Source organism: Pseudomonas sp. AU12215 (assembly GCF_001675465.2).
In the GTDB taxonomy this organism is placed as follows: domain Bacteria; phylum Pseudomonadota; class Gammaproteobacteria; order Pseudomonadales; family Pseudomonadaceae; genus Pseudomonas; species Pseudomonas nitroreducens.
The window spans coordinates 35030-48128 of the sequence record NZ_MACM02000021.1; the positions used below are offsets into that span (position 1 = coordinate 35030).

Consider the following 13099-nt stretch of genomic DNA (forward strand, 5'->3'; position numbering starts at 1 on the left):
CCTTGCGAGGATGTAGTCATGGTCGATTTCGATCCGCGGCCAGCGTTGGACCAGTTGGCGGCCGAGTATTCCAAGCGTGCCGAAGCCATTCGCCGCGACCTGGGTCGCAGCCACTCGCCGGACTTCGCCGAGCAGGCCCAGCAGCGGCAGAACGACGATGTCCTGCGCGCCCTGCTGGCCGAGGCGGAGGCGGGCATGCGCCTGGTGGGCATGGCGCGCCTGCGCCTGGCCGACGGCACCTATGGCGAGTGCGCGCGCTGCGGCGAGGCCATCGAGGAGCGGCGCCTGCGTGCCCTTCCTGCCGCTGAGCACTGCCTGCGCTGCGCCGACGCAGTGGACTGACACTGTCACCAATACTGCCTTGCCAGTGGCGCGCGGGCGGCGCGAGAATGCGGACGAATCTCCGCGGCCTCGCGCCGCTCGAAGCAAGGACCTCCAATGCCCGATTCCGTTGCTGCCGGCCTGCGCCTGGCGCCCGATGAACTGACCCGTCCCTTCACTCCCGAACAGTTTCCCTTCAAAACCACCGAAGAACTGGAGCCTTTCCTGGGCGTGCTCGGACAGGAGCGCGCGGTCGAGGCGCTGCAGTTCGGCGTGGCGATGCCGCGTCCGGGTTACAACGTGTTCGTCATGGGCGAGCCCGGAACGGGCCGCTTCTCCTTCGTGCAGCGCTACCTGAAGGCCGAGGGCAAGCGCCTGCCGACCCCGGCCGACTGGGTCTACGTCAACAACTTCGACGACTCCCGCGAACCGCGCGTGATCGAGCTGCCACCGGGCAGTGCCGCCGAGTTCGGCGCCGATATCGATCACCTGATCGACAACCTGCTGTCCACCTTCCCCTCGGTGTTCGAGAACCCGGCCTACCAGCAGAAGAAGAGCGCCATCGATCGCGCCTTCAACCAGCGCTACGACAAGGCCCTGGATACCGTCGAGCGCCTGGCGCTGGAGAAGGAAGTCGCCCTGTACCGCGACAGCGCCAACATCGCGTTCACCCCGATGAAGGACGGCAAGGCGCTGGATGAGGCCGAGTTCGCCCAACTGCCGGAAGAGGAGCGCGAGCGCTTCCACGCCGACATCGCCGACCTGGAGGAACACCTCAACGAGGAGCTCTCCAGCCTGCCGCAGTGGAAGCGCGAGTCCAGCAACCAGTTGCGCCAGCTCAACGAGGAAACCATCACCCTCGCGCTGCAGCCGCTGCTGGCGCCGCTGGTGGAGAAGTACAACAACAACTCCGGGGTCAGCGCCTACCTGCAGGCCATGCAGCTCAACCTGCTGAAGACCGTGGTCGACCAACTGGTGGACTCCGAACGTACCGACCCGCAGCGCAAGCAGAGCCTGGAAGAGCAGTACGCGCCTAACCAGGCGATCGCCCACCATGCCACCGGTGGCGCGCCGGTGGTGTTCGAGTCTCACCCGACCTACGACAACCTGTTCGGCCGTATCGAGTACGCCTCTGACCAGGGCGCGCTCTACACCAGCTACCGCCAGCTGCGCCCCGGTGCGCTGCACCGCGCCAACGGCGGTTTCCTGGTGCTGGAGGCGGAGAAGCTGCTCAGTGAGCCATTCGTCTGGGATGCCCTCAAGCGCGCGCTACAATCGCGACAGCTGAAGATGGAGTCGCCCCTGGCCGAACTGGGCCGCCTGACCGCCATGAGCCTGACGCCGCAGGTGATCCCGCTGCACATCAAGGTGATCATCATCGGTTCGCGGCAGATCTACTACACGCTGCAGGACCTGGATCCGGATTTCCAGGAGATGTTCCGCGTACTGGTGGATTTCGACGAGGACATCCCGCTGGCCGAGGACAGCCTCGAACAGTTCGCCCAGTTGCTCAAGACCCGCACTTCGGAGGAGGGCCTGGCGCCGCTCACCCGTGAGGCCGTGGCCCGTCTGGCCACCTACAGCGCCCGCCTGGCCGAACACCAGGGCCGCCTTTCCGCGCGCATCGGCGACCTCTTCCAACTGGTCAGCGAGGCGGACTTCATCCGCCAGCTGGCCGGCCAGGAAGTGACCGACCTGGGCCACATCGAGCGTGCCCTGAAAGCCAAGGAAACCCGCACTGGTCGCGTCTCGGCGCGGATTCTCGACGACATCCTCGCCGGCATCATCCTGATTGACAGCGAAGGCGCCGCGGTGGGCAAGTGCAACGGCCTGACCGTACTGGAAGTCGGCGACTCGGCCTTCGGCATGCCGGCGCGCATTTCCGCCACCGTCTATCCGGGCGGCAGCGGCATCGTCGACATCGAGCGCGAGGTCAACCTCGGCCAGCCGATCCACTCCAAGGGCGTGATGATTCTTACTGGCTACCTTGGCAGCCGCTACGCCCAGGAGTTCCCCCTGGAGATTTCCGCGAGCATCGCGCTGGAGCAGTCCTACGGCTATGTGGACGGCGACAGCGCCTCCCTGGGCGAGGTCTGCACGCTGATCTCTGCCCTGTCGCGCACGCCGCTGCGCCAGTGTTTCGCTATCACCGGATCGATCAACCAGTTCGGCGAAGTACAGGCGGTCGGCGGGGTCAACGAGAAGATCGAAGGCTTCTTCCGCCTCTGCGAGGCCCGCGGCCTGACCGGCGAACAAGGCGTGATCATCCCGCGCGCCAACGTCGCCACCCTGATGCTCGACGAGCGTGTGCTGCAGGCGGTGCGCAACGGTCAGTTCCATATCTATGCCGTGCGCCAGGCCGACGAGGCGCTGAGCCTGCTGGTCGGCGAGCCCGCGGGGGCGCCGGATGCCAAGGGCCACTTCCCCAAGGGCAGCGTCAACGCCCGCGTCGTGGAACGCCTGAAGGAAATTTCCGAGCTGGGCATGGATGAGGACGAGAAGGAGAAGCCGGCGAAGGAGGCAGTCGCCGCCAAGCCGGTCAGCAAGCCGAAGGTGGAGAAGGTGCCGGTGGACAAGGCCCCCGTAGAGAAAGAGCGCGCCCGCAAGAAGAAAGACGTCGACTGAGGACGGCCAGGGCAGGGCGCCGGGCGGGACATTCCACCGGCGCCATTTTCACGCCGTTGCCCGCAAGATGGCCGGATAAATCCGCACTTTCGCGTGTCAGAACCTGGGTGTAGTCTCAATCTCAGGACAACCGCGAGGGTGCCGCCATGCCGCGTAACCTCTGCCTTATCCGCCCCTGTCTGGGGCTGACCACGCGCATTGAGTGCGAGATCAGGCCGCTGGCCGGAGAGAATGGACTCTGGACTTTGTTGTGCGCCGCCGGCATGTCCGGTGCGCAGCCCACCGCCATCAAGGCGCAGGGCCCGTTCTGCGGGCCTTTCGTGGCCGAAGGTGTGCTCGAGGCGATCTCCGACTGCCTGGCCCAGCAGGGCTACATCGTGGCGGACGATCCCCCCATCTGGCAGTTGCACCTGCAAGGCGAACTGCGCCGCCTGAACGGCGAGCGCTCGCGCCATGTCGGCAACTTCCAGTTCCGCCCCGAGGGTTGAGGCTTTCAAGGCCGGGAGAGGAACTGTGCAGTCCCTGCACGATCCACTGAAAGCCGCGGGGCGCCTGGGCGCTACGGTTTCATACCGCGGCCGCCTACCTATTTATCCACAGACATATTTATCTATAGAAAGCCGGGATAACTCGCAAAGGTCATCCGCTATACTGCGGCCGCCCCTTTCCCAACGACCATTCCTGCGAGAACCATGGAACGCTTCGTCGAAAACTCCCTGTATGCCGCGCGCTGGCTGCTGGCGCCGATCTACATCGGCCTGTCGCTGGCCCTGCTGGCGCTGACCATCAAATTCTTCCAGGAAATCTTCCACATCCTGCCGAGCATCTTCAGCATCGCCGAGGCGGACCTGATCCTGGTGCTGCTGTCGTTGATCGACATGGCGCTGGTCGGTGGCCTGCTGGTGATGGTGATGTTCTCCGGCTATGAGAACTTCGTGTCGCAGCTGGATATCGACGAAGGCAAGGAAAAGCTCAGCTGGCTGGGCAAGATGGACGCCAGTTCGCTAAAGAACAAGGTGGCGGCTTCCATTGTGGCGATCTCCTCGATCCACCTGCTGCGCATCTTCATGGACGCCAAGAACATCGAAGACAACAAGCTGATGTGGTACGTGATCATGCACCTCACCTTCGTCCTCTCGGCTTTCGCCATGGGCTACCTGGACAAGGCCACGCGCCACGACCACTGAAGCCCTGCTGCGCCATCCACGCCGCCCGGCCGTTGCAAAACGGACGGGCGGTTGCGTTTTCACCTTGCGGTGAGCGCCTGCTGGTCAAGACTTTCCGCGTGGATCAATCCGCAGGAGGTGCAGCACATGAATCTGCAGGAACTGACCAGCCGCTCCGTCGCCGGCGACATCGACGAGATCAACCTGGTGTCGCTGGAGGGGGATATCTACGTGCTGGAAGCACGCATGGGAGCCCGTTTCTATCCGGTTCAGGACGAGGCCGGGCACGTCATCAGCGTGCGCTCCGTTGCCCACGCGCGTGAAGTGCTCCGGGCGCTACCCAGTGTCCCCTTCCATCTGGTACATGCCGTGGTGCACGACGAGATGTGCGGCATGGACGATGAGCGCGACATCGGCGCGGGCGTGACCATCCCGTTGCATTAGGTCCCGGGCGCTGGGCCCGTCCCGCTACGCGAGGCTCGCACGGTGGGGGCGGCGGTGCATCTGTGCTAGGCTGGCGGCCCTTTTTTGAACCCCCAGCGGAGCGCCGCCATGAGCGAACTCAATCTTTCCACCGACGAAGCCCGCGTCAGCTACGGTATCGGCCGTCAGCTGGGCGACCAGCTGCGCGAGAACTCGGTCCCGGGCATGACCCTCGACGCCATCCTCGCTGGCCTGTCCGACGCCTACGCCGGCGCCGAAAGCCGTGTTCCGGGCGAAGCCCTGTCCGCCAGCTTCCAGGTAATCCGCGAGCGCATGCAGGCCGAAGCCCAGGCTAAAGCCGAAGCTGCCGCCGCCGTTGGCCGCGACTACCTGGTGGAAAACGCCAAGCGCGAAGGCATCACTGTCCTGCCGTCCGGCCTGCAGTACGAAGTGCTGGTCAGCGGCGACGGCGCCAAGCCGTCCCGCGAAGACACCGTGCGCACCCACTACCACGGCACCCTGGTCGATGGCACCGTCTTCGACAGCTCCTACGAGCGCGGCCAGCCGGCCGAATTCCCGGTGGGCGGCGTGATTGCCGGCTGGGTCGAGGCCCTGCAACTGATGAACGCCGGCAGCAAATGGCGCCTGCACGTGCCGAGCGAGCTGGCCTATGGCGGCCAGGCCGTCGGCAGCATCCCGCCGCACAGCGTGCTGGTGTTCGACGTCGAGCTGCTGGAAATCCTCTGATCCCACGAGGGTTCACTGCGGAGTGCCATCCCTGGCCGCTCCGCAGGAAAAGGGGCGCTCCGGCGCCCCTTTGTGCATCCGCCTCCCGGGCGGCGGAGCACTGGCGACGCGTCCTGCGCCGCCACAATCGTTCAGGTGCACCCGCGTTTTTGTAGGAGCGACCTTGCTCGCGAACCTGGTGACGTTGGTGCGGAGCTCTTTGCGAGCACGCTCGCTCTCGCAGGCTTTTGCCTAGCGCAGTGCGCGGGCGTAACAGAACAGGAACAGGTTGCGCACCAGTTCCTTGAGCACCAGCGGTTCGCTGGTGCTGAGCTCGGACAGCTCCAGGCCGCCCTGTTCGCGCAGCTCATCCAGGGCCTCTTCTTCCAGCACCGCGCAGACTTCCCCGGTGTCCCGATGCAGGATGCGCAGATAGGGGTGCGGGCGATCCAGCCAGGCGTCGATCATGTAGGTCATGGCATGTTCCTCCGTGCAGACCGTTTAATGAGAATAATTCTTATTATCTCAATAGCAAGCCTGAATTGGAAAAAATTTCGCGCCGGTGACGATCTATTGTTCCCGATCAACGGGCAGGCAACAAAAAGCCCGCCGCGGCGAACCGGGGCGGGCCTTTGTGAAGCGGCGCATCAGTGCGTGCGGGCGACCGAGAATTCCGCGAGCTCGATCAGCGCGGCGCGGTGTTCATTGTCCGGCAGCGCCTTGAGGTGCTCGATGGCGCGGGCGGCATACTCGCGCGCCAGTTTGGCGGTGTAGTCCAGCGCGCCGGCGGCTTCCACGGCGGCGCGGATGCCTTCCAGGTCCTGGCTGCCGCCCTGTTGGATGGCCTTGCGCACCAGTGCCGCCTGATCCGGGGTGCCATCGCGCATGGTGGCGATCAGCGGCAGGGTCGGCTTGCCTTCGGCGAGGTCGTCGCCGACGTTCTTGCCCAGGCTGGCGGCATCGCCGCGGTAGTCGAGCAGGTCGTCCACCAGCTGGAAGGCGATACCCAGGGCATCACCGAACAGTCGCAGCGCCTCGGATTGCTCCGGCTGGGCGTTGGCCAGTGCGGCGGCGCTGTGGGTAGAGGCTTCGAAAAGCATCGCGGTCTTGCCGCGAATGACTTCCATGTAGGTTTCTTCGGTGGTGCTGGCGTCGCGGACCTTGGACAGCTGCAGCACTTCGCCTTCGGCGATCACGCGGGTAGCCTGGGAGATGATGCGCATCACCGGCATCGAGCCCAGTTCGACCATCATTTCGAAGGAGCGTGCATACAGGAAATCGCCCACCAGCACGCTCGGCGCGTTGCCCCACTGGGCATTGGCGGTGGCGCGACCGCGGCGCAGGCCGGAGGCGTCGACCACGTCGTCATGCAGCAGGGTGGAGGTGTGCAGGAATTCGATGGTGGCGGCCAGCAGCTTCAGGTCGTCGCCCGAATAGCCCAGTGCCTTGCCCGAGAGGAGCACCAGCAGCGGGCGCAGGCGCTTGCCGCCAGCGGAGATGATGTAGTCGCCGATCTTTTCCACCAGGGGAACGCGGGAAGTGAGTTGGCGACGGATGATGCCGTCGACGGCGGTGAAGTCGTCCGCCACCACGCGATAGAAAGCCTGGGGTTGCATTAAAGACAGCGCTCCTCGTAGATTGCGCGGCATGCTAGGTGCCGCGGGGAAGACCTGTCAAGGCGAGGCCCCATGGGGCTTGATCCGCGCCGAGCGTTTGCGTAGAATCGCGGCCCCGAACTTCCCTGGCATATCCTGCCTTACGCAATTGCACGGGCGTCCTTTCCGGCCCCATGCAGCCATGCCGACCGATTCCTCTTTCTATAAAGCGTCGGGTGAGCAGGTCTAACGGAGACATCCAGATGTACGCAGTAATTGTTACTGGTGGCAAGCAATACAAAGTCACCGAAGGCGAATTCCTCAAGGTCGAAAAACTCGACGTCGCCACCGGCGAAGCGATCAACCTGGATCGCATCCTGCTGGTCGCCAACGGCGATGACGTCAAGATCGGCCTGCCGGTGGTAGAAGGCGCGAAAGTGACCGCGGAAGTGGTTTCCCACGGCCGTCACGACAAAGTGCGCATCATCAAGTTCCGCCGCCGCAAGCACCACATGAAGCGTCAGGGCCACCGCCAGTGGTTCACTGAAATCAAGATCACCGGCATCCAGGCCTAATTCCTCTTCAGGAGAATTGACTCATGGCACACAAAAAAGCTGGCGGTAGTACCCGCAACGGCCGCGACTCAGAAAGCAAACGCCTTGGCGTGAAGCTGTTCGGTAGCCAGGCTGTGAAAGCAGGCAACATCATCGTGCGTCAGCGCGGCACCCAGTTCCACGCTGGCTACGGCGTTGGCATGGGCAAGGATCACACCCTGTTCGCTAAAGTCGACGGCGTGATCAAGTTCGAAGTGAAAGGCGCCTTTGGCCGTCGCTATGTAAGCGTCGTCGCTGCCTAAGCGAGCTCTCACTGAAAAAGCCCTGTCTCGCGACGGGGCTTTTTTGTTTCTGGCGTTTCCAGGCGAGGTGCCGTCGGTTCGGGCGTTTGCGTGGACTTGGCTGTATCCTATGCTCCTTTTCTTATTTTCAACCCGCCGCTAGGCGGGAGGCGTTCGCAATGAAATTCGTCGACGAAGTATCCATCCACGTGAAAGCCGGTGACGGCGGCAACGGCCTCATGAGCTTCCGCCGCGAGAAGTTCATCGAGAAAGGCGGTCCCAACGGCGGTGACGGTGGCGACGGCGGCTCGGTGTATCTCGAGGCCGACGAGAACCTGAATACCCTGGTGGACTACCGCTACACCCGTCGTTTCGACGCCCAGCGTGGCGAGAACGGCGGCAGCAAGGACTGCACTGGCGCCAAGGGTGACGATCTCGTCCTGCCCGTGCCGGTCGGTACCACCATCATCGATGCCAATACCCAGGAAATCATCGGTGACCTGACCGTTGCGGGCCAGCGCATCATGGTTGCCCAGGGTGGCTGGCATGGCCTGGGTAATACCCGTTTCAAGTCCAGCACCAACCGCGCGCCGCGCCAGACCACTCCGGGCAAGCCCGGCGACGCGCGTGACCTCAAGCTGGAGTTGAAGGTGCTGGCAGATGTCGGTCTGCTCGGCCTGCCGAACGCCGGCAAGAGCACCTTCATTCGCGCGGTTTCCGCCGCCAAGCCGAAGGTTGCCGACTATCCCTTCACCACTCTGGTTCCGAACCTGGGCGTGGTCAGTGTCGGCCGCTTCAAGAGCTTCGTGGTCGCCGACATTCCTGGCCTGATCGAAGGTGCTGCCGAAGGCGCTGGCTTGGGGATCCGCTTCCTCAAGCACCTGGCGCGTACCCGTCTGCTGCTGCATATCGTCGACATGGCGCCGCTGGATGAAAGCGATCCGGCCGATGCCGCGGAAACCATTGTCCACGAGCTGGAGAAGTTCAGTCCGGCGCTGACCGAGCGCGACCGTTGGCTGGTGCTGAATAAGATGGACCAGATCCTCGAGCCCGAGGAGCAGGAGCGTCGCAAGCAGGCCGTGGTCGAGCGCCTGGGTTGGGAAGGTCCGGTCTATGTGATCTCCGCCCTGGAGCGTGAAGGCACCGAGAAGCTGAGCCAGGACATCATGAAATACCTCGACGAGCGCACCCTGCGCATCGAGGAAGAGCCGGCCTACGGCGAAGCCCTGGCGGCCCTGGATCAGCGCATCGAAGACGAGGCTCGTGCTCGTCTGCAGGCTCTGGACGACGCCCGTGCTCTGCGCCGTTCCGGTCTGAAGAATGTCGACGATGTGGACGACGATGATTTCGAGGATGACGAAGACGACGGCGATGGGCCGGAAATCTTCTACGTGCCTTGATCGGAGCGGCGCCCGCCGGTCCGGATGAAACGTCTGAAGCCTGACTTCTAGAGCCTGTTCAGCGTCTCGCCGAGCGCAGCTCAGGCAAGGCAAAAGCAGGTGAAAAAGCGCAGTTTACGAGTGGTAAATGAGCATTTTGAGCCTGCTTTAACGCAGTATGGGCAAGCGCAGGCAGACATTGGACAGGTTCTAAGGTTGAGGGTATGCGTGAGAAGGTAACTGGCGCCAAGCGCTGGGTAGTCAAGATTGGCAGTGCGTTGCTGACCGCCGATGGTCGCGGTCTGGATCGCGATGCCATGGCGGTTTGGGTCGAGCAGATGGTCGCGCTGCATCGCGCGGGCGTCGAGCTGGTTCTGGTGTCCTCGGGCGCCGTCGCGGCAGGCATGAGTCGCCTGGGTTGGGCTTCCCGACCTAGCGACATGCATGAGCTGCAGGCCGCCGCTGCCGTGGGGCAGATGGGGCTGGTGCAGGCCTGGGAGTCCAGCTTCGCTGTGCATGGCCTGCAGACCGCGCAAGTGTTGCTGACCCATGACGACCTATCCGACCGCAAGCGCTACCTGAACGGCCGTAATACCCTGCGCACGCTGGTCGATCTCGGCGTGATTCCGGTGATCAACGAGAACGACACCGTGGTCACCGACGAAATCCGTTTCGGCGACAACGACACCCTGGCGGCGCTGGTGGCCAACCTGGTCGAGGCTGACCTGCTGGTGATCCTCACTGATCGTGACGGTATGTTCGATGCCGACCCGCGCAATAATCCCGACGCGCAGCTGATTTTCGAGGCGCGTGCCGATGATTCGGCGCTGGATGCGGTCGCTGGCGGCACTGGTGGTGCGCTGGGGCGTGGTGGTATGCAGACCAAGCTGCGTGCGGCCCGTCTGGCGGCGCGTTCCGGCGCGCATACCGTTATCGTTGGCGGTCGTATCGAGCGTGTGCTGGATCGCTTGCGTGTTGGCGAGCGTCTCGGCACGCTGCTGACTCCCGAACAGAGCCGCAAGGCGGCGCGCAAGCAGTGGCTGGCCGGCCACCTGCAGATGCGCGGCACATTGGTGCTGGATGATGGTGCGGTCAAGGCCGTTGCTCAGGATCACAAGAGTCTGCTGCCGGTCGGTGTGAAGGCTGTGCAGGGCAGCTTCCGTCGCGGCGAGATGGTGGTCTGTGTGGATCAGCAGGGGCGCGAAATCGCTCGCGGGCTGGCGAACTACAGTGCACTAGAGGCGCAGAAGATCATTGGCCAGCCGACCGATGCCATCGAGGGCCTGCTGGGCTATGTCGATGGGCCGGAGCTGGTGCACCGCGACAACCTGGTTCTGGTCTGAGGGGTACTCGCATGCGCAAGGGATTGATCGCTGCATTGCTGTTGTTGCCGGCATTGGCTCGGGCCGATGTGATCGGTGAAGTGTCCACCGTCTTCAAGTGGGTTGGGCCGAACGACAAGATAGTCGTCGAGGCTTTCGATGATCCGAAGGTGGCAGGCGTCAGCTGTTACCTGTCGCGCGCCAAGACCGGCGGTGTGAAGGGTGGGCTGGGTTTGGCGGAGGATCGCGCCGAAGCGTCGATCTCCTGTCGTCAAGTCGGGCCGATCCGATTCTCTGGTGAGCTGAAGGATGGCGAGGTGGTCTTCCAGCAGCGCACGTCCCTGGTGTTCAAGACCATGCAGGTGGTGCGTTTCTTCGACAAGAAGCGCAATGCGCTGGTCTATCTGGTCTACAGCGACCGCGTCATCGAGGGCAGTCCGCAGAATGCGGTGACGGCGATTCCGATTATGCCGTGGCCTGAAAAGTAAGACGAAGAAGGGCGGATTGACCGCCCTTTCTTTTTGCCCGTAGAAAGTGCACCTGTGGATAAGTTCCCAATAGGCAAATCGCAGGCAATAAAAAACCGGCCCTGAGGCCGGTTTTTCAAGAACGGAACGCTTACGCGGTGGCCAGGGCCTTCACGTGGGCGTTCAGGCGGCTCTTGTGGCGAGCGGCCTTGTTCTTGTGGATGATGCCTTTGTCGGCCATGCGGTCGATGACCGGTACTGCAGCAACCAGAGCGGCCTGGGCCTTCGGCAGGTCCTTGGCGTCGACTGCTTTGACTACGTTCTTGATGTAGGTACGAACCATGGAACGCAGGCTGGCGTTGTGGCTGCGACGCTTCTCAGCCTGTTTGGCGCGTTTTTTGGCGGAAGGTGTGTTGGCCACCGTCGAGCTCCTCGAAAAAAACTTGGGATGTTGCGAATAAATTAAGGCCGCGAATAATGCCGTTGCATCAGGGCCTTGTCAAGGGTATGAGCCGCTGCCGACGAGTGGTGCGACGGGCGCACACTGGCTGGCGGACAGGGTGATTTATTCGCCCTGCGGCCCTACACTGCTGCGCTTCGCCTGGCGGCTGAGCTTTCGCCCAAGGCCAGTGCCGCGCCCGGCAGGGTCGGCCATTCTACCAGTTCTGGACGCTATGAACCTACTCAAGTCGCTGGCCGCGGTCAGCTCGATGACCATGATCTCGCGGGTGCTCGGCTTCGTGCGCGACACCATAGTCGCCCGCATGTTCGGTGCCGGCATGGCCACCGACGCCTTCTTCGTCGCTTTCAAGTTGCCCAACCTGCTGCGCCGGATCTTCGCCGAGGGCGCGTTCTCCCAGGCTTTCGTCCCGATCCTGGCGGAGTACAAGACCCAGCAGGGCGAGGAGGCGACGCGCACCTTCATCGCCTATGTGTCCGGCCTGCTGACGCTGATCCTTGCGCTGGTCACCGCGCTGGGCATCCTTGCCGCGCCGTGGGTGATATGGGTGACGGCGCCCGGCTTCGTCGATTCGCCGGAGAAATTCGAGCTCACCAGTTCCCTGCTGCGGGTGACCTTTCCTTATATTCTGCTGATCTCGCTGGCCTCGCTGGCGGGGGCGATCCTCAATACCTGGAACCGCTTCTCGGTGCCCGCCTTTGTGCCGACGTTGCTCAACGTCAGCATGATCCTGTTCTCGCTGTTCCTGACGCCGTATTTCGACCCGCCGATCATGGCGCTGGGCTGGGCGGTGCTGGCCGGTGGCCTGGCGCAGCTGCTCTATCAGCTGCCGCACCTGAAGAAGATCGGCATGTTGGTGCTGCCGCGCATCAGCCTGCGCGATTCCGGCGTCTGGCGCGTGATGAAGCAGATGGGCCCGGCGATCCTGGGCGTCTCGGTCAGCCAGATTTCGCTGATCATCAACACCATCTTCGCCTCCTTCCTGGTGGCGGGCTCCGTGTCCTGGATGTATTACGCGGACCGCCTGATGGAGCTGCCCTCCGGCGTGCTCGGCGTGGCGCTGGGCACCATCCTGCTGCCGTCGCTGGCCAAGACCTACGCCAGCGACGACCGCCACGAATATTCGCGCCTGATGGACTGGGGCCTGCGCCTGTGCTTCCTGCTGGTGCTGCCGTGTTCCCTGGCCCTGGCGGTGATCGCCGAGCCGCTGACCGTCGCGCTGTTCCAGTACGGCAAGTTCAGCGCCCACGATGCGCTGATGACCCAGCACGCGCTGATCGCCTACGCGGTCGGCCTGCTCGGCATCATTCTGGTGAAGGTGCTCGCGCCGGGCTTCTACGCGCGGCAGAACATCAAGACGCCGGTGAAGATCGCACTGTTCACCCTGGCCTCCACCCAGTTGATGAACCTGGTGTTCATCGGCCCGCTCAAGCACGCGGGCCTGGCCCTGGCGATCAGCCTGGCGGCCTGCCTGAACGCCGGCCTGCTGTTCTGGCAGTTGCGCAAGCAGCAGCTGTTCGAGCCGCAGGCGGGCTGGGGCAGGTTCATCGCCAAATTAGTCGTATCTGTACTGGTGATGTGCGCCGTGCTGGTCGGCATGATGTACCTCATGCCCGCCTGGGATCAGGGCGGTATGCCGATTCGCCTGGTGCGCCTGGGCGCGCTGGTGGTGGCCGGCGTGGTCGCCTATTTCGGTATGCTCGCACTGCTGGGCTTCCGCCTGCGGGACTTCTCCCGCCGCGCGGTGCTGTAGCCTTCGCCGGACAAAGCATTGCATCCG

The 13099-nt window shown here is 63.7% G+C and carries 15 protein-coding genes; 12 read left to right on the plus strand and 3 right to left on the minus strand.

The annotated features are described in order from the left end of the window. Positions 1 to 18 precede the first annotated feature (18 nt). The 6 genes from A9513_RS05965 to A9513_RS05990 all read left to right on the plus strand — a co-directional run bounded on the left by A9513_RS05965 (position 19) and on the right by A9513_RS05990 (position 5282). Positions 19 to 342, plus strand: coding sequence for a TraR/DksA family transcriptional regulator (locus A9513_RS05965; protein ID WP_024763072.1), 324 nt, complete (start codon positions 19 to 21; stop codon positions 340 to 342). Positions 343 to 438: 96 nt separating this feature from the next. Further along, a complete protein-coding gene (locus A9513_RS05970) occupies positions 439 to 2946 on the plus strand; it encodes a Lon protease family protein (protein WP_024763073.1) in 2508 nt (835 codons plus the stop codon). 146 nt (positions 2947 to 3092) lie between these two features. Beyond that, complete coding sequence (locus A9513_RS05975) at positions 3093 to 3434, plus strand: hypothetical protein (RefSeq protein WP_024763074.1); 342 nt, start codon at positions 3093 to 3095, stop codon at positions 3432 to 3434. 204 nt (positions 3435 to 3638) lie between these two features. Continuing rightward, positions 3639 to 4133, plus strand: a complete 495-nt coding sequence (locus A9513_RS05980; protein ID WP_017521628.1) for a TIGR00645 family protein — start codon at positions 3639 to 3641, stop codon at positions 4131 to 4133. A 126-nt stretch (positions 4134 to 4259) separates the two neighbouring features. Continuing rightward, the gene (locus A9513_RS05985; protein WP_024763075.1) at positions 4260 to 4556 is read left to right on the plus strand and encodes a DUF6482 family protein; all 297 of its coding nucleotides are present in this window, start codon (positions 4260 to 4262) and stop codon (positions 4554 to 4556) included. Between the two features lie 108 nt (positions 4557 to 4664). Beyond that, complete coding sequence (locus A9513_RS05990; RefSeq protein WP_065084211.1) at positions 4665 to 5282, plus strand: FKBP-type peptidyl-prolyl cis-trans isomerase; 618 nt, start codon at positions 4665 to 4667, stop codon at positions 5280 to 5282. A 231-nt stretch (positions 5283 to 5513) separates the two neighbouring features. Here A9513_RS05990 and A9513_RS05995 read toward each other — a convergent pair whose 3' ends face one another. Beyond that, a complete protein-coding gene (locus A9513_RS05995) occupies positions 5514 to 5738 on the minus strand; it encodes a hypothetical protein (RefSeq protein WP_024763077.1) in 225 nt (74 codons plus the stop codon). A gap of 170 nt (positions 5739 to 5908) precedes the next feature. Beyond that, the gene (locus tag A9513_RS06000) at positions 5909 to 6877 is read right to left on the minus strand and encodes a polyprenyl synthetase family protein (protein ID WP_065084212.1); all 969 of its coding nucleotides are present in this window, start codon (positions 6875 to 6877) and stop codon (positions 5909 to 5911) included. A gap of 242 nt (positions 6878 to 7119) precedes the next feature. Here A9513_RS06000 and rplU point away from each other — a divergent pair, with 242 nt between their 5' ends. From rplU to A9513_RS06025, 5 genes are all read left to right on the plus strand, one after another. Next, positions 7120 to 7431: a 50S ribosomal protein L21 gene (gene rplU, locus A9513_RS06005; protein WP_015475683.1), complete on the plus strand. Its 312-nt coding sequence runs from the start codon at positions 7120 to 7122 to the stop codon at positions 7429 to 7431. A 23-nt stretch (positions 7432 to 7454) separates the two neighbouring features. Further along, on the plus strand, positions 7455 to 7712 hold the full coding sequence (rpmA, locus tag A9513_RS06010; protein WP_017521622.1) for a 50S ribosomal protein L27: 258 nt from the start codon (positions 7455 to 7457) through the stop codon (positions 7710 to 7712). A 158-nt stretch (positions 7713 to 7870) separates the two neighbouring features. Next, a complete protein-coding gene (gene cgtA / locus A9513_RS06015) occupies positions 7871 to 9091 on the plus strand; it encodes an Obg family GTPase CgtA (protein ID WP_024763079.1) in 1221 nt (406 codons plus the stop codon). 203 nt (positions 9092 to 9294) lie between these two features. Continuing rightward, positions 9295 to 10413 carry a glutamate 5-kinase gene (proB, locus tag A9513_RS06020; RefSeq protein ID WP_065084213.1) on the plus strand — a complete coding sequence of 373 codons (1119 nt, stop codon included), beginning with the start codon at positions 9295 to 9297 and terminating at the stop codon, positions 10411 to 10413. A gap of 11 nt (positions 10414 to 10424) precedes the next feature. Further along, a complete protein-coding gene (locus tag A9513_RS06025) occupies positions 10425 to 10880 on the plus strand; it encodes a CreA family protein (RefSeq protein ID WP_065084214.1) in 456 nt (151 codons plus the stop codon). Positions 10881 to 11010: 130 nt separating this feature from the next. Here the strand turns inward: A9513_RS06025 and rpsT are convergent, their stop codons facing one another. Then, on the minus strand, positions 11011 to 11280 hold the full coding sequence (gene rpsT, locus A9513_RS06030) for a 30S ribosomal protein S20 (RefSeq protein WP_009617555.1): 270 nt from the start codon (positions 11278 to 11280) through the stop codon (positions 11011 to 11013). A gap of 253 nt (positions 11281 to 11533) precedes the next feature. Between rpsT and murJ the strand changes: the two genes are divergently transcribed. Next, positions 11534 to 13072 (plus strand): murein biosynthesis integral membrane protein MurJ, encoded by a 1539-nt coding sequence (gene murJ / locus A9513_RS06035; RefSeq protein ID WP_065084215.1) that lies wholly within the window; start codon positions 11534 to 11536, stop codon positions 13070 to 13072. Positions 13073 to 13099 lie beyond the last annotated feature (27 nt).